Below are 16,016 nucleotides of genomic sequence, written 5' to 3' on the forward strand. Positions count from 1 at the left end.
GTAGCTTGCGCCGCATGTCCGGCACGCTCTACGTCGTCAGCACGCCCATCGGCAACCTCGGGGACCTCACCGCGCGCGCGTCGGAGGTGCTCCGCACCGTGGACGTCGTGCTCTGCGAGGACACGCGCCACTCGCGCCGCCTGCTCGACCACGTCGGCTCGCAGGTGCCGGCGCAGGCCTACCACGAGCACAACGAGGCGCGCGCCACGCCGGGGCTCGTCGCGCGGCTCTCGGCCGGCGAGTCGATGGCGATGGTCTCGGACGCCGGGACGCCGCTCCTCTCCGATCCCGGCGCGCGCCTCGTCCAGGCCGCGCTCGAGGCGGGCGTGCCGGTCGTTCCGGTCCCGGGCGCGTCGGCGCTGCTGGCGGCGCTCGTCGCCTCCGGGCTCGACGCGACCCGTTTCACCTTCCACGGCTTCCTGGCGCGGAAGGGACGCGAGCGACGCGAGGCGATCGCCGCCGTGGGCGCGTCGCCCTACACGAGCGTGCTCTACGAGGCGCCCGGGCGCGTGGGCGACACGCTGGCCGAGCTGGCCGAGCGGTGCGGGGGCGCGCGGCCGGCGGCGGTGGCGCGCGAGCTGACCAAGCAGTTCGAGGAGGTCCGCCGCGGAACGCTCGGGGACCTGGCTGCGTACTACGCGGACGCGGCGGTTCGGGGCGAGGTCGTGCTGGTCGTCGGCGGCCGCGCCGAGGACGACGGCGCGGCCGCCGATCCGGCGGCGGTGCAGGCCAGGGCCCGCGCCCTGCACGACGCGGGCGCGTCCAGCCGCGACGTCGCGCGCGCGCTGGCCGAGGAGTTCGGGCTGCCCCGCAACGAGGCCTACCGCCTAGCCGCGGAAGGCCGCGATCAGACCTCAGGTTCGGGGAGCGAGACGGAATGACGGGAAGGAGCACGCGCCGCGGACGTCGAAGCGCCGCGCGTCCAGGCGCGCGTCCGATCGCGCTCGCCCTCGCGGGCGCGCTGGCCGCGGCCGGCGCGCTCGTCGCGCGTGCCGACGCCGCGCCGGCGCACGACGCCGCACCACACGCGACGGCGCTGCGCATCCCGCGCCTCACCATCGCCCGGCTGCAGTACGACGGCGGCGGCGACTGGTACGCGAACCCGTCGAGCCTTCCCAACCTGCTGACGGCGATCCGCGAGCGCACCACGCTGCGCCCCGAGCGCACCGAGGCGAAGGTGCGGCTCACCGACGACCAGCTGTGGGACTACCCGTACCTGCACATGACGGGGCACGGCGCGGTCACGCTCAGCGATGCCGAGGTGGCGCGCCTGCGGGAGTACATCCTGCGCGGCGGCTTCCTGCACGCGGACGACAACTACGGTCTCGACGAGAGCTTCCGGAAGCTCCTCGGCCGCGTCTTCCCGGATCGGCCGCTGGTGGAGGTGCCGCTCTCGCACCCGATCTACCACCTCGTCTACGACTTCCCGAAGGGGCTGCCGAAGGTGCACCAGCACGACGGCAAGCCGGCCAAGGGATACGGCATCTTCGTCGGCGACCGGCTCGCGGTCTACTACACGTACGAGTCCGACCTCGGCAACGGCTGGGAGGACGTCGGCACGTATCCGAACGACCCGCCAGAGGTGCACGAGCAGGCGCTTCGCATGGGCGTGAACCTGTTCGTCTACGCCGTCACCAGCCGGCTCCCATGACCGTCCTCACCCTCATCGAGCGCGAGCGCGCGCGCCTCGTCGCCGCGCTGGTCGGCGCGGGCGTCGCGGGCGGCCTCGCGGGCGCGGGCGCGATCGCCGCCGCTGGCGGCTGGCTGCTGGGCGACGCGCGCTGGCTGACGCTTCCGCGCGCGCTGCCGTGGCTCCTGTGGGGCGCGATCGTCGGCGCGGCGGCGGCTGCGGCGTGGTGGACGCACACGCGCCTGCGCCGCGACGGCGCGCCCGGCGCGGTGGCGCGCGCGGTGGAGCACGAGCGCGCGCTGCGCGCCGGCACGGTGCGCGGCGCGCTCGAGATCGCGGATCAGGGCCCGCTCGGCGCCCTCGCCGCGTCGCAGGTCGCGGAGCGTCTGGGCACCGCGCAGCCGCTCGCGCCGGTGATGCAGCGCCGCGCGCGCGGCCGCGCCGCCGGCGCGATGGCCGCCGCGGTCGCGGCGATCGTCGCGCTGGTGGCGGTGGCCCTCGGTGCGGGCGACGGGCTCGCGGCGCTGGTGCATCCGATCGACGCCGCGCGCGGCGCGCTGCTGCCCGCGATCCGCTTCGCCGACGCGCCGTCCGCGCTCGTGCGCGGCGAGCCGCTGGCGCTGCGCGTGGTCGCGCCGGGCCGACGCGCGCTGCGCGTCGCGCTGCGCGAGACCGGCCGTCCGTGGCGCGAGCTGACGCTGCCGCTCGATGCCGCGGGCGCGGCGCCGCTGGCGCTCGGTCCGACGGACGCCGACGTCGCGCTGGTGGCGACGGACGGACGCGCCCATTCCGACACGCTGCACGTGCGCGTGACCGACCGCGCCTACCTCGGCGACGTGACGGTGCACGCGGAGTATCCCGCGTACCTGGCGCGCGCCGCGGAGACGCTGTCGCCGGGCGAGCCGCTGCGCGTGCCGCGCGGCACCGCGCTCTCGATCCGCGGCCGCGCGTCGGTGGCGCTGCAGGCGGTGTCGCTCACCGGCGCGGAGTTCGTCGCGCTCGCGGCGCGCGGCCACGTCTTCGACGGGCGCTTCACGCCGACGACGTCGGGCCGCTACACGTGGACCGCCGTCGGCTCCGCGGGCCCCGTGACCGAGTTGCCCGCCGCGCTCGACGTGCAGCTGCTCGCCGATTCGGCGCCCGCGGTGGTGCTCGCGTCGCCCGCGCAGGACACGCTGATCGACGGGCTGGCCGCGCTGCGCGCGCGCATCCTCGCCAGCGACGACCACGGGCTGACGTCCGTTGCGCTGCGCACGTGGGTCGAGCGGGCGGACGGGACGCGGCAGGCGCCGGTCACGACGCCGCTCGCGGGTGCGACACCCGCGTGGGCCGGCGAGGCGGGTATCCAGCCGTCGGCGATGGCGCTCAAGCCCGGCGACAAGCTGCACGTGCAGGCCGTCGCGACCGACGCGTCGCCGTGGCGGCAGGTCGGCACGAGCCGCGAGGTGATCCTCAAGGTCCCGTCGGCGAGCGAGCTGCGCGCGCTGGCGCGCGCGTCCGCCGATTCCGCCGTCGCCGGCGCCAACGCGCTCGCGGCGGCGCAGCGCGAGCTGCAGCGCCGCACCGGTGAGGCCGCGCGCTCGCGCACGAGCCAGACGGCCGGCCGCGCCGAGGGGAATCAGGGCGACCGCCAGCCCCAGATGGGCTACCAGCAGGCCGAGCGCGCGAAGGGCCTCGCCCAGGAGCAGCGGCAGCTGCAGGACCGCACGCAGCAGCTGCAGGAGCAGGCGAAGCAGCTGGAGCGGCAGCTCGCGCAGGCGGGCGCGCTCGACACCTCGCTCTCGCGTCAGATGCGCGACGTGCAGAACCTGCTGCGCGACGCGCTCACGCCCGAGATGCAGAAGCAGCTGCAGCAGCTGGAGAAGAGTGCCGGCTCGCTGTCGCCGAGCGACGCGCGGCAGTCGCTGGAGCAGCTGGCGCAGCAGCAGCGCGCGCTGCGCGAGCAGCTGGAGAAGAGCGCCGAGATGCTGAAGCGCGCCGCGTTGGAAGGCGCGATGCAGACGCTGAAGGACGAGGCGAAGGAGCTGGCCGGCGAGCAGCAGAAGCAGGCGGACCGCATGGAGCGCGGCGCGCAGCAGCCCGGCGACGCGGCGAAGGCGCGCGAGCTGGCGGAGCGCTCGCGCGACCTGGGCAAGGACATCGACCAGCTGGGCGACCGGCTGTCGCGCGAGAAGGCGAACGTCGGCGCCGAGCGCGTCGCGCAGGCGGAGCAGCACGCGGACAAGTCGGCGGACGCGATGCAGCGCGCGGCGCAGGCGGTGCCGCGCGGCGCCGATCCGCAGGAGGGGCGGCGCCAGGATCCCGAGCGCCGCGACGGCTCGCGCGCGCAGCAGCAGGAGGCGCAGCAGGGCGGCGAGCAGCGTCAGGGCGGCGAGCAGCGCCAGGGCAGTGAGCAGCAGCGCGCGGGCGGCACGCCGCAGGGCGCCCCGCAGGCGGGCCAGAAGCAGAGCGGCCAGCAACAGGGCGCGCAGCAGGGCGCGCAGCAGGGCGGCCAGCAGCAGGCCGGCCAGCAGGGCGAGGGGCAGCAGGGCGAGCGCGGCCAGCAGAGCGCGCAGCAGCAGGCCGGCGCCGCGCGCGAGGCCGCGAACGAGATGCAGGCGGCGGCCGAGCGACTCGCGGCGGCGCGGCAGGGGCAGATCGAGTCCTGGAAGGGAGAGCTGAGCCAGCAGCTCGACCGTGCGATCCAGGAGACGATGCAGATGGCGCGCGAGCAGAACGCGCTGGAGCGCGAGGCGCGCGCCGGCAAGGACGCGAACGGGATGCAGGGCCAGCAGAGCGCCATCCAGCAGGGCGTCGAGCAGGCCGCGCAGCGCCTCGACCAGGCGGGCAAGAGCTCGTCGCTGCTGTCGCAGCGCGCGCAGCGCGCGATGACCGAGGCCAAGCAGCAGGTCAGCGAGGCGACGCGCGCGGTGCAGAAGGGCGGGCAGCAGCCCGGCGGATCGCAGGGCGGCTCCGGGCAGCAGCAGGGGAGCGCGGCCGACGCGATGAAGGAGGCGAGCGAGGCGCTGCAGCGCGCGGCGGCCGCCCTCGTGCGCGATCGCGAGCGCGTGAACGCCGCCGCGTCCGCGTCCGGCTTCGAGGAGATGGTCGAGCAGCTGAAGCAGCTGGCCGGCCAGCAGGGGCAGATCAACGCGCAGGCGAACGCGATGCCGATGCCGATGCCGGGGCAGTCGGGGCAGGGGCAGCGCGACGCGATGCGCCAGCTCTCGCGGCAGCAGAAGGACGTCGCCGAGAAGCTGGAGGAGATCGGCGACGCCGACGCCACCGGACGCGCCGACGCGCTCGCGCGCGAGGCGCGCCAGCTGGCGGCGGCGCTGGAGCGCGCGGGCGCGGACCCGTCGACGCTCCAGCGCCAGCAGACGCTCTATCGTCGCCTGCTGGAGGCGGGCAAGACGCTGGAGCGCGACGAGCGCGACGACACGGGCAAGCGCGAGGCGAAGAGCGGCACGGGCATCGCGGGCGTGGCACCGGTGGACGGCGCGACGAGCGGCCGCGCGGCGAGCAAGTTCCCGATGCCCACGTGGAACGAGCTGCGCGCGCTGAGCGCCGAGGAGCGCCGGCTGGTGCTCGAGTACTTCCGTCGCCTGAACGGCACGCCATGACGAACGGCCGTGCCGTCCGCGCGACGCGCGCCCTCATGGCAGCGAGCGCCGCGGGGCGCGCGCTCACGGCAGCGAGCGCTGCGGGGCGCGCGCTCATGGCGGCGTGCGGTGCGGCGCTCGTGATCGCCGCGCCCGCGTCCAGGGATGCGCACGCGCAGAGCACGCGCAGCGCACCGCTGACGCGCGCGCTCGAGCTGGAGTCGAACGGCAAGTCGCGCGAGGCCGCGGCGCTCTACCGCCAGGCGCTCGGCGATCCCGCCGCGGGCGACGAGGGCCGCTCGGCCGCGATCCTGGGGCTCGAGCGCGTGTGGGAGGAGCTGGGGCAGCGCGACTCGATCGTGCCGGTGGTGAACACGTTCCTGCGCACGCGCCCGAACGATCCGACGCTGCGCGGCGTGCAGCTGCGTGCGCTCGTCGCGCTGCGCCGCGACGGCGAGGCCCGCACGGCGTACGAGATGTGGCGGCGCGCCGCGCCCGGCGACCCGGCGCCCTTCCGCGAGTACGCGCGGCTCCTCCTGCAGGGTGGACGCACGGCCGCGGCGGACACGGTGCTGCGCGAGGCGATCCCCGCGCTGCGCGGCCCCGGCGGCCAGCGCGCGCTCGCGCTGGAGCTGGCGCAGCTCCACGTCGCGCTGGGCGCATGGGAGCGGGCGGCCGGGAGCTGGCGGCAGGCGCTCGACGCGATGCCGTACGTGGAGCTGGCGGCGCTGTTCGCGTTGCAGCCCGCGCCGGTCGCGGCGCGCGACAGCCTGCTGCCCGCGCTGCTGGAGCCGCCGGTCGCGCTCGTGCCGCGACGCGTGGCGGCCATGCTGCTGATGTCGTGGCGGCGCCCGCGCGAGGCGTGGCAGGCGCTTGGCGCGGTCGCGTCGGACGACTCGTCGCGCGCCGCATGGCGCGACCTGGCCGAACGGCTCGAGGCCGCGGAGGCGTGGCCGGTGGCGCGCGAGGCGTGGCTGCGCGTGCTCGAGGCCGACCACGACGCGGACGCGGGCCGGCGCGCGGCCGCCGCCGCGCTCGCGTCGGGCGACGCCGCGGGTGCGCTCACGCTGCTCGATCGGGCGGGCACGGCCGCCGGCGCGCAGTCGCCGGGCGCCGAGGCCGATGCGACGGTGCTGCGCGTGCGGGCGCTCGGTGCGCTGAATCGTGCGGCGGAGGCCGAGCAGGCCGCGAAGGCGGTATCGTCGCGGCTCGCCGAGGGCGACCGCGCGCGCGTCGCCGACGCGCTGGCCGAGGCATGGATCGCGGGCGGCGACGTGACGCGCGCGCGCGCGGCGCTGGCCGTCGCCGGCGCGCGCGACGACGCGCCGGTCGCGGGCTGGCTCGCGCTGTACGCGGGAGACCTGAAGCGCGCGCGCACGCTGCTCAAGCGCCCGGCCGAGGACGCGACGACGTCGCGCACCGAGCTGGCGATGACGGCGCTCGCGGTGGTCGCGCGCACGCGCGCCGACAGCGCGCCGGCGGTGGGCGCGGCGTTCCTGAGCGCGGCGCGCGGCGACAGCGTGCGCGCCGCCGCGCAGTTCCTGGAGGCCGCGGCCGCGCTGCCCGAGGCCGCGTCGCTGCTGACCGCGGCGGCCGCGCGCGTGCACGCCGCGCGCGGCGACACCGCGTCCGCGCTGCCGCTGTGGGAGCGGATCGCGACGACGTACGCGAGCTCGCCCGAGGCGCCCGAAGCCGAGCTGGCGTGGGCGCGGCAGCTGCTGCGCCGGGGCGACGTCGCCGGCGCGCGCACGCGCCTGGAGCACCTGATCGTGAACTATCCGGAGAGCGCGCTGGTACCAATCGCGCGGCGCGAGCTCGAGCGCGCGCGCACGCCGTGACGGGCGTCCCGCGCCGCGCCGCCTCCCACTTCCTCGACCGCATGCCGCAGATCCGTCCCGCCGCCCGCGCGCTGCTGCGCGGCGTCGCCCTCGTGTTGGCGCTGGCGCTCGCGCCGGTGCACGCGCGGCTGGGCGCGCAGATGCTGCTCGTCCCGATGGACGACGCGCAGCGCAACCACCTGAAGGCCTACGGCCTGGTGTACAACGCGCTGAAGGACGGCCAGAAGGGCGAGTGGCTGCTGAACTATCGCGGCGGCGCGTACTTCCTCCCGGACCTGCAGGAGCTGCGGCGCCGCGCCGCGCTGGCCGGCGTCAGCATCGAGCCGATCGACGACGCCGCGGTCGCGAGCATCCGGCGCGAGCTGGCCGCGGGCAACATGGACGCCGTGCCGCTGGAGAAGGCGCCGAAGGTCGCGATCTACACGCCGACCACCGCGCAGCCGTGGGACGACGCGGTGACGCTCGCGCTGACGTACGCCGACATCCCGTTCGAGAAGATCTGGGACGACGAGGTGCTCGACGGGAAGCTCTCGAACTACGAGTGGGTGCACCTCTTCCACGAGGACTTCACGGGCCAGCAGAACAAGCTGTACCTCGGCTACCGCGACGCGCCGTGGTTCATCGAGCAGCGGCAGCGCGGGCTGGCGACGGCGCGCAAGTACGGGCTGACCTCGATGCCCGCGCTCAAGAAGGCGGTAGCCGAGAAGATCCGGCAGTACGTGGAGAACGGCGGGTTCCTGTTCGCGATGTGCGGCGCGACCGAGTCGCTCGACCTCGCGGTGGCCGGCCGCGACGTCGACTTCGCGGGGCCGCAGGTGGACGGCACGCCGCCGGACGCGGATGCCGACCGCCGCATGCAGTGGAGCCGCACCTTCGCGTTCCGCGACGCGCGGCTGGAGTCGCCCTTCCTCAACACGCTGAGCGACATCGACGGCCACCAGGTGAACGTCCCCGGACGCCGCCAGCCGCTCGGCACGTTCCAGCTGTTCGGCTTCTCGGCCAAGTTCGATCCCGTGGCGACCATGCTGGTGCAGGACCACCGCGGAGTGATCGACGACTTTTATGGGGTCACCACGTCCTTTACCCGGCGCACGCTGAAGCCCGGCGTCACCGTGCTGGCGAACGAGGACGGCGCGGCGTGGGTGAAGTACGTGCACGGCGACTACGGCAAGGGCTCGTGGACGTACCTGGGCGGCCACGATCCGGAGGACCCGCAGCACGCGATCGGCAACGCGCCGACGGACCTCGCGCTGCACCCCAACTCGCCGGGCTACCGGCTGATCCTCAACAACGTCCTGTTCCCGGCCGCGAAGAAGAAGCCGCTGAAGACCTGAGCGGCGCCGACGCGCGCGCGGCTCACGGCTGCCGCGCGTAGCGCTCGGGGCCGAGCAGCAGCGCGGCCACGCGGCCGCCGGCGTCGCGCTCCAAGCGCATCACGTTGCCGCCCTCGATCATCGTGAACTGGTCGGCGGCGGTCGCGACGAGCCGCACACGGCGTCCGGTCGGCGTCGTGACGATCAGATCGTCGCCGTCGCGGCTGGCGGTGAAGATGCCGCCGTCGGCCGCCGCGTAGCGGCCCGCGACCTCCAGCAGCTTCGTCGAGTCGATGGCCACGGGCACGATCTCGCGCGGCTCGAGGCCGGGCCAGCCGTACTCGCGCGCGACCGCGGCGCTCATCTCGACGGCGAGCGCGCCGCCGGCGTCGCTGTTGGTCATCACGACCACGCCACGGCCGCCCGTCACGTAGCCGACGAACTGCCCGCGGAAGCCCTCGTTGGCGCCGCCGTGCGCGAAGCGGCGCGCGTCGCCCGTTCCCTCGATGCCGACGCCCAGGCCCCAGTTGCCGAGTCCGGGCGTGAGCATCGCCTGGGCGAGGGGGCGCGGCAGGATGCCGTTCGAGAGCCCGTCGTGGGCGCGCTGGATGGCGACGATCCACCGCCCGAGGTCGCTCGGCGTCGTCCAGAGGCCGGCCGCCGCCATCTCGGGGTAGGTGTGGTAGAGCCCGGGGATGGGAGCGCCGCCACGGCGGTAGCCGGTGGCGACGTCGGGGAGGAAGGCCTCGGCGATCGGCTGGCTGAACGTGCTGCGGCGCATCCCGGCGGGCTCGAGCACCCGCTCGTCGAGGAGCGCGTCGAACGGCTTGCCGGTTACGTCGCTCAGCAGGAGCTGCATAACCGTCATCCCGCCACCTGAGTAGCGCCAGCGGGTCCCGGGCACGGTGTCCACCCGCACCGCCGCCGTGTTCGCCGGGCGCTCGCCGTTCAGCACCTGCACCACCGTCGGCACCGCGCTGTCCGCCGCGTAACCCGGAAAGCCGTGCACCGTCAGCCCCGCCGTGTGCGTCAGCAGCTGCCGCAGCGTCACCGGCTTCCCGCCGCTCGCGGCGCTCGCCGGCACCTGCCATGACCTCAGCGACCCGTTGACGTCGCCGTCGAGGGTCAGCTTCCCCTCGGCCACGAGCTGCAGCGCCGCGGTCGACGCCACCGGCTTGCTCATCGACGCCGCCTGGAAGAGCGTCGCGGTCGTCGCCCGGCGACCCGTCGCGACGTCGGCCATGCCGTAGGCGCGCGACCACGCCACGCGCCCGCCGTCGATCACGGCGATGCTGACCGCGGGCACGCCCAGGGCGCGCATGCGGGCCTCCAGCGACGCGCGCTCGACGGGGCGGCCACGCACGGCGGCCCCCGAGCGCAGGTCGTGCTCGATGCGGGCGGCGCGGGCCGCCGGGGCCAGCGAGTCGGTCGCGGGCTGCGCGCGCAGCAGCCCGGGCGCGAGGAGGGCGGCGGCGACGAGTGAACGGGGACGCATGGCGGGACGCGGTCGGGGAGGACGGCGCGCGGTCAGGAGCGCGCCCTACGATGCAGCGCGCCCGCCGATTCCGCCCGGGGGCCGCCGTTCGCGTCGCGTGAGGGCAGGGAACGCGGTACCTTCCTTGGGGTTCTCTTCGGGCCCGCCCCTCCTGTCCCGCTCGTGCTTCCCGCCTCGCTCCCGCTCTCCTCCGACGGCCGACTCAGCCGGCCCGCCGCCGCCGCGATCCGCGCCGCGATCGCGCTCGCCGGCGGCCGCGAGGTGTGCTTCGCGTGCACGCTCGACGAGGGCGGCGTGGTGCGCAGCGCGCGCGTCGTCGCGCGCGGCGACATCAAGAGCGTGCTGGCGCTGCCGGGCTTCGCCGAGCGGGGCGAGATGCTCGTGCACAACCATCCGAGCGGGCTGCTGGAGCCGTCGGGCGCCGATCTCGCGGTCGCGTCGCGCGTCTACGAGAACGGCGTCGGCTTCGGCATCGTCGACAACGCGGCGACGGAGCTCTACGTCGTCGTCGAGGTGCCGCGCGCGAAGGCGACCGTCGACGTCGATCCCGACAGCATCGACAACGATCTGGGCCCGCACGGCGCGATCGCGCGGCGGCTGCGGCGCTACGAGGATCGCCCCGCGCAGCGCGCGATGGCGTCGCAGATCGCGACGCTGTTCAACGACGGCGGCGTCGGCCTCCTCGAGGCGGGCACCGGGGTCGGCAAGTCGATGGGCTACCTCGTGCCCGCGCTGCGCTGGGCCGCCGCGAACGGCGAGCGCACCATCGTCAGCACGAACACGATCAACCTGCAGGAGCAGCTGGTCGGGAAGGACCTGCCGTTCCTCGCGGGCGCGCTCACCGACCAGAAGGTGCGCTTCGCGCTGCTGAAGGGGTGGCGCAACTACCTCTGCCTGATGCGGCTGGAGCAGGCGCGCCTGGGCGGCACCGCGCTGTTCGAGGCGGGCATGGCGGACGAGCTGGGACAGCTGGAGGCGTGGGCCGAGCGCACGAGCGACGGCTCGATCGCGGACCTGCCGACGCCGCCGCGCCCCGAGGTGTGGGACGAGGTCGCGGCGGAGCCCGACCTCTGCCAGCGCATGAAGTGCCCGCACTTCGACAACTGCTTCCTGTTCAAGGCGCGGCGCGAGGCGGCGCAGGCGGACGTCATCGTCGTCAACCACCACCTGCTCCTCTCCGACGTCGCGGTGCGGCGCGCGCAGCAGAACTGGGAGGACGCGGCGGTGCTGCCCGCGTACAAGCGCCTCGTCGTGGACGAGGGCCACCACCTCGAGGACGCGGCCGCCGCGCACCTCGGCACCTCGGTCACGCGGCGCGCGCTGCAGCGCCTCTTCTCGCGCCTCGACCGGCGCGGCAAGGGGCTGCTCGGCGCGCTCGTGTCGCGGCTCGCGGAGAAGACGGACCTGCTGAGCGTCGCGAGCCTGGACCTCGTGCAGTCGCGCCTCATCCCGGCGGCGCACGGCGCGCGGGACAAGGCGGACCTCGTGTTCGACCTGCTGCAGGCGTGGGTGGAGCAGCAGGGGCAGCCGGTGATCCGCTTCGGGCCCGACTTCGCGCGTGACCCCGTGTGGGAGGCGGGGCTCGGCGGCGCGCTCACCGACCTGCTCGCGGACATCGAGCTGCTGCACGAGAGCCTGCGCCTCGTGCGCGAGCGGCTCGAGACGGACGAGAAGCGCGCCGAGCAGCTCGCGCCGCTGCTGGGCGAGCTGCGCGCGGTGGCGCGCCGGCTCGCGGCCGCGGGCGACGGGCTGGGGCGCGCGCTGCAGCCCGACAAGGCGCGCGCCCGCAAGGACGGCGAGAAGGCGAGCCGCGAGCCCGAGGAGAGCGTGCGCTGGGTGGAGCTGCGCGGCAAGGAGAAGAACGTCGTCGTCACCGCGGTGCCGCTGGATCTCGCGCCGATCCTGCGCGAGGACCTGTTCAAGCGCGTGCGCACGGCGGTGATCACGAGCGCGACGCTGGCGACGCGCGCGCAGCGCCGCACGTCGCGGCACGCCGTCGGCGATCCGTCGGCGATGGACCCGGAGTCGTTCGCGTTCCTCGCCAGCCGGCTCGGCATCACCGGTCCGGAGTTCGAGCCGACGACCGCGGTGTATCCGTCGCCGTTCGACTACGCGCGGCAGGCGCTGCTCGTCGTGCCCACTGACGCGCCCGCGCCCAACGTCGACGGGCCCGCGCACTTCCTGCACGTCGTGCGGCACCTGCTCGACACCGCGGCGGCGAGCGACGGCGGGATGTTCGCGCTCTTCACCAGCCACCGCGACGTGCGACAGGCCGCGGCGGAGCTGCGGGCGCGCGGCGCGGATCGCCGCTGGCCGCTGCTGGTGCACGGCGAGGACACGCGCGACGCGCTGCTGCGGCGCTTCCGCGAGAGCGGGCGCGCGGTGCTCATCGGCACGGCGTCGTTCTGGGAGGGGGTGGACGTGCCGGGCGACGCGCTGCGCGCGCTCCTGCTCGCCAAGCTGCCGTTCCGCGTGCCGACCGATCCCGTGACGGCCGCGCAGTGCGAGTCGATCGAGGCGCGCGGCGGCGACAGCTTCCGCGACTACATGCTCCCGCACGCCGCGCTGCGGCTCAAGCAGGGGTTCGGGCGCCTGGTGCGCACCGCGCACGATCGCGGCGTGGTCGTGCTCGCCGATCCGCGCATCGTGACGAAGGGCTACGGCCGCGACCTGCTCGAAGGGCTGCCGCCTGCGCGCCGTCTGGCGGGCCCATGGGCGCGCCTCCGCGACGAAGTTGACGCATTCTACGCCGCCCGTCGCGCCGCAGCCACGGACGAGGCCGCGCGAGATCTGGCCGAAGTGTGACGAAGCGCACCCCGTGGTGGTTTTCCCGCCACGGCTGAGGTGACGCGCGCCACGTTCTGACCGTCGATCGGGCGCTAGGCTCTCTCACGTCACTCGCAGGCTGGCTGGGCGAACTGCTCCGGTTCTCCCGCGCCACGTCGCACGTCGCCACCCGTCGGTCCGCACCTCCAGTGCGCACCGCCACTCGAGGTTTGCATCCATGGCCCGTCGTCTCGGCACGTCGATCGTCTCGCTGCTCGCCCTCGCCGCCGTCGCGGCCTGCTCGGACGCGCCGTCGGCGCCGGAGCTGTCGCCGTCCACGGACTACGCGCTCGCGAAGGGCGGCAAGCGGGGTGGCAACACGCCGACGTCCCCGACCCCCGACACGACGACCACGACGACGCCGACCTCGCCGACGCCGACCTCGCCGAGCACGGGCACGACGGTCACGGGCTGCACGGGCACCGCGGTCACGCTGACGGCCGAGGAGAAGGCGACGCTCGACCTGCACCAGCAGACGCGCGCGCAGTACGGCCTCCCGCTCTACTGCGTGCACCCCGCGCTGGTGGACGCCGCGCGCGCGCACTCGGCCGACATGCTCCGCTACAACTACTTCTCGCACAACAGCTACGACGGCACCGCGTGGAACACGCGGATCGTCAGCTTCGGCTACGTCGGCGCGATCGGCATGTCCGAGAACATCGCGTGGGGCTCGTCGGGGAGCTACGGCGATCCGGCGACCATCATGAACAACTGGATGAACAGCGCCGGCCACCGCGCGACCATCCTCAACGGCGACCTGCGCGAGATCGGCATCGGCGTCGCGATCGGGACGTACCAGGGCTACGCGGGCTCGCGCATCTACACGGCGGACTTCGGCACGCGCTGATCCCGACACACCGCCAGGCGCGAGGCGCCCCCGACCATCGGTCGGGGGCGCCTCGCCGCGTTCCGGGCGCTAGCTTTGGGGCCATGACCGCCTCCAACTCCGCCCGCCCGGGCAAGATCGTCTGCGTCGGCCGCAACTACGTCGAGCACGCCAAGGAGCTCGGGAACGACATGCCCGAGCGTCCGCTCCTCTTCCTCAAGCCGCCGTCGGCCGTGATCGCGCCGGGCGCGCCCATCGAGCTGCCGGGTGCCAGCCAGCAGGTCGAGTTCGAGGGCGAGATCGGGATCGTCATCGGGAAGACGCTCCGCCGCGCCGGCGAGGACGAGGCCCGCGCCGCGATCCGCGGCATCGTGGCGCTGAACGACGTCACCGCGCGCGACCTGCAGAAGACCGACGGCCAGTGGACCCGCGCGAAGGGCTTCGACACGTTCCTCCCGATCGGCCCCGAGGCGCCCGCGCCGGGTGACCTGGACGCGCTGACGGTGGTCACCCGTGTGAACGGCGTCGAGCGGCAGCGCGGGTCGGCGCGCGAGATGGCGTTCAGGATCCCGACGATCCTGTCGTACGTCTCGCACGTCATGACGCTGGAGCCGGGGGACCTGATCGCCACCGGCACGCCCGCGGGCGTCGGGCCGCTGGCGCCGGGCGACGACGTCGAGATCGAGGTCGTGGGCCTGAGCAGCGTCCGCAACCCCGTCGTCGCCGGTCCTCCGGCGTGAGCGCCGCCGTCGCACCGTTCGACCCCGACATGCCGGCGGCGGCGTGAGCGGGAACCGTCCCAGCCGCCGGGGGTAGCCGCCGTCATGCTCTCGATCACCAGCGGGTCCGACCAGCGGTCCGGCCCGACCCGCTCCCGGCGTCCGGGCGTACCGCTCGCGGTCTCGCTCACGGTCAACGCCGTGGTGATCGCGGCGTTCTTCCGCGCGGTCACGGGCGGCGTCGACTGGAGCGCGCTGTGGCACCCCGGCCGCTCGGCCGAGGTGCGCCCCGAGCGCATCGGCTTCGTGCAGCTGCCGACTCCCGCGCCGCCGACGGTCGGGCGCGACGGCGGCGACGGCCGCCCGAAGAGCGCCACGCCCAGCCGTCGCGCCACGCCGCAGCCGGCCGCCCCGACCGAGGTCCCGACCGGGATCCCGCCCGTGGGCGACCCGACGCCGGCGGACGCTCGCGGCAGCGGCGAGATCGTCGGCTCGGGCGGCGCGACCGAGGGGATCCGCCCCAGCTACACGGATCCGCGCCTCTGGACGCGGCCGGGCGCCGTGGCGACCGCGCCGCGCACCGCCAAGGAGCGCATCGACAGCGTGATCGCCGACCAGTTCACGCCGGTGCGCGACTCGATCCTCGCCGCGCAGGCGCTGGCCGCCGGGCAGCGCGCGCCGGGCGACTGGACGATGAAGGGCCCCGGCGGCAAGTGGGGGATGGACCAGTCCAACATCCACCTCGGGAAGGTGAAGATCCCGAACGCGGTGCTGGCGCTCCTGTCGGGCAACCTGCAGAAGAACCTGCGCGGCAACCCGACCGAGATGATGAACGACCGCCGGCTCGCCGAGGTGCGCGCGGACCTGCTGCGGCACGCCGACCGCGAGATGAGCGAGGACGCCTTCCGGAAGGCCGTGAAGGAGGTCCGCGCCCGCAAGGACCGCGAGCGCGCGGAGCGGCGCAAGGCGCGCGACCAGCAGCCGCCCATCGCCGAGGCGTCGGGCGAGACGCGGCCAGGGAGCGGGACGGCGCCGCAGCGCTGACCCGCCCCACCAGCCAGGCCGAAACGAACGCGGGCGCCTCCGATCCGGAGGCGCCCGCTCGCGTCTTCGGCGATCCGCGCGGACCGACGTCAGGTCGGGATCGCGCCCTCGAAGGCGTCGCGGTCGAAGAACGGCCGGAAGATGCCGCAGACCACGCCCAGCACGGCGAAGTCGTCGGAGGGGCCGACGACGATCTCGCGCTCCGCGGGGTTGGCGGGCTTCAGGACGGTGGCGCCGTCGCGGTGGGTGAGCGTCTTCACCGTCGCGTCCTCGCCCAGCCGCGCCGCGATCACGTCGCCCTCGCCCGCCGGGGTGCTCGGCGAGACCATGACGTAGTCGCCGTCGAGGATGCCGCGGCCCGTCATGCTGTCGCCCTTCACGCGCAGCAGGAAGGCGTCCTCGCCCGGCACGAAGCGCCGGTCGAAGGTGACGAAGCCCTCGCGGCCCTCGGGGAGGAGGGCCGGCTCGCCGGCGTGGATCTTCCCGTAGTACGGGACGGGCTGGATGCGGCTGACGCCCTGGTAGCCCAGGATGCGGACGCCGCGCGAGCGCGACGGATCGCGCTCGATGTAGCCCTTCGACGTGAGTGCCTGCAGGAGGTCGGACACCGTCTTCGTCGACTTGATGCGGAACCGCTTCCCGATCTCGCGGATCGAGGGCTGGTACGTGTTCTCCGCCAGGAAGTCGATCAAATACTGGTACACCTTCCGCTCGATCGGAGTCAGGGGCTCTGCCATCGAATCC

The 16,016-nt window shown here is 75.1% G+C and carries 11 protein-coding genes; 9 read left to right on the forward strand and 2 right to left on the reverse strand.

Annotated features, from left to right (window positions below; translation table 11 throughout):
• Positions 1–14: 14 nt before the first annotated feature.
• From rsmI to rosag_RS14340, 5 genes are read left to right on the forward strand one after another with little or no spacing between them, the layout of a single operon-like run.
• Positions 15–881: a 16S rRNA (cytidine(1402)-2'-O)-methyltransferase gene (gene rsmI, locus rosag_RS14320; RefSeq protein WP_284350827.1), complete on the forward strand. Its 867-nt coding sequence runs from the start codon at positions 15–17 to the stop codon at positions 879–881.
• Positions 878–1,651 carry a DUF4159 domain-containing protein gene (locus tag rosag_RS14325; protein WP_284350828.1) on the forward strand — a complete coding sequence of 258 codons (774 nt, stop codon included), beginning with the start codon at positions 878–880 and terminating at the stop codon, positions 1,649–1,651. Before rsmI ends, rosag_RS14325 begins: the two co-directional genes overlap by 4 nt.
• A complete protein-coding gene (locus rosag_RS14330; RefSeq protein WP_284350829.1) occupies positions 1,648–5,232 on the forward strand; it encodes a hypothetical protein in 3,585 nt (1,194 codons plus the stop codon). Before rosag_RS14325 ends, rosag_RS14330 begins: the two co-directional genes overlap by 4 nt.
• A complete protein-coding gene (locus tag rosag_RS14335) occupies positions 5,229–7,049 on the forward strand; it encodes a hypothetical protein (protein WP_284350830.1) in 1,821 nt (606 codons plus the stop codon). Before rosag_RS14330 ends, rosag_RS14335 begins: the two co-directional genes overlap by 4 nt.
• Positions 7,046–8,383 (forward strand): hypothetical protein, encoded by a 1,338-nt coding sequence (locus tag rosag_RS14340; RefSeq protein ID WP_284350831.1) that lies wholly within the window; start codon positions 7,046–7,048, stop codon positions 8,381–8,383. The genes rosag_RS14335 and rosag_RS14340 overlap by 4 nt, the downstream gene beginning before the upstream one ends.
• A gap of 22 nt (positions 8,384–8,405) precedes the next feature.
• Here rosag_RS14340 and rosag_RS14345 read toward each other — a convergent pair whose 3' ends face one another.
• Positions 8,406–9,857: a serine hydrolase domain-containing protein gene (locus tag rosag_RS14345; RefSeq protein WP_284350832.1), complete on the reverse strand. Its 1,452-nt coding sequence runs from the start codon at positions 9,855–9,857 to the stop codon at positions 8,406–8,408.
• Between the two features lie 162 nt (positions 9,858–10,019).
• On the opposite strand from rosag_RS14345, the gene rosag_RS14350 reads away from it, so the two are divergent.
• From rosag_RS14350 to rosag_RS14365, 4 genes are all read left to right on the forward strand, one after another.
• Entirely contained in the window at positions 10,020–12,662 is a 2,643-nt protein-coding gene (locus rosag_RS14350) for a helicase C-terminal domain-containing protein (protein ID WP_284350833.1), read from the forward strand.
• A 199-nt stretch (positions 12,663–12,861) separates the two neighbouring features.
• Entirely contained in the window at positions 12,862–13,530 is a 669-nt protein-coding gene (locus rosag_RS14355; RefSeq protein ID WP_284350834.1) for a CAP domain-containing protein, read from the forward strand.
• A gap of 83 nt (positions 13,531–13,613) precedes the next feature.
• Positions 13,614–14,249 carry a fumarylacetoacetate hydrolase family protein gene (locus rosag_RS14360; protein ID WP_284350835.1) on the forward strand — a complete coding sequence of 212 codons (636 nt, stop codon included), beginning with the start codon at positions 13,614–13,616 and terminating at the stop codon, positions 14,247–14,249.
• An 84-nt stretch (positions 14,250–14,333) separates the two neighbouring features.
• On the forward strand, positions 14,334–15,272 hold the full coding sequence (locus rosag_RS14365) for a hypothetical protein (protein ID WP_284350836.1): 939 nt from the start codon (positions 14,334–14,336) through the stop codon (positions 15,270–15,272).
• 89 nt (positions 15,273–15,361) lie between these two features.
• Here rosag_RS14365 and lexA read toward each other — a convergent pair whose 3' ends face one another.
• Positions 15,362–16,009 carry a transcriptional repressor LexA gene (gene lexA / locus rosag_RS14370; protein WP_284350837.1) on the reverse strand — a complete coding sequence of 216 codons (648 nt, stop codon included), beginning with the start codon at positions 16,007–16,009 and terminating at the stop codon, positions 15,362–15,364.
• Positions 16,010–16,016: the final 7 nt, after the last annotated feature.

Origin of the sequence: Roseisolibacter agri, assembly GCF_030159095.1 — a bacterium.
Classification (GTDB): domain Bacteria; phylum Gemmatimonadota; class Gemmatimonadetes; order Gemmatimonadales; family Gemmatimonadaceae; genus Roseisolibacter; species Roseisolibacter agri.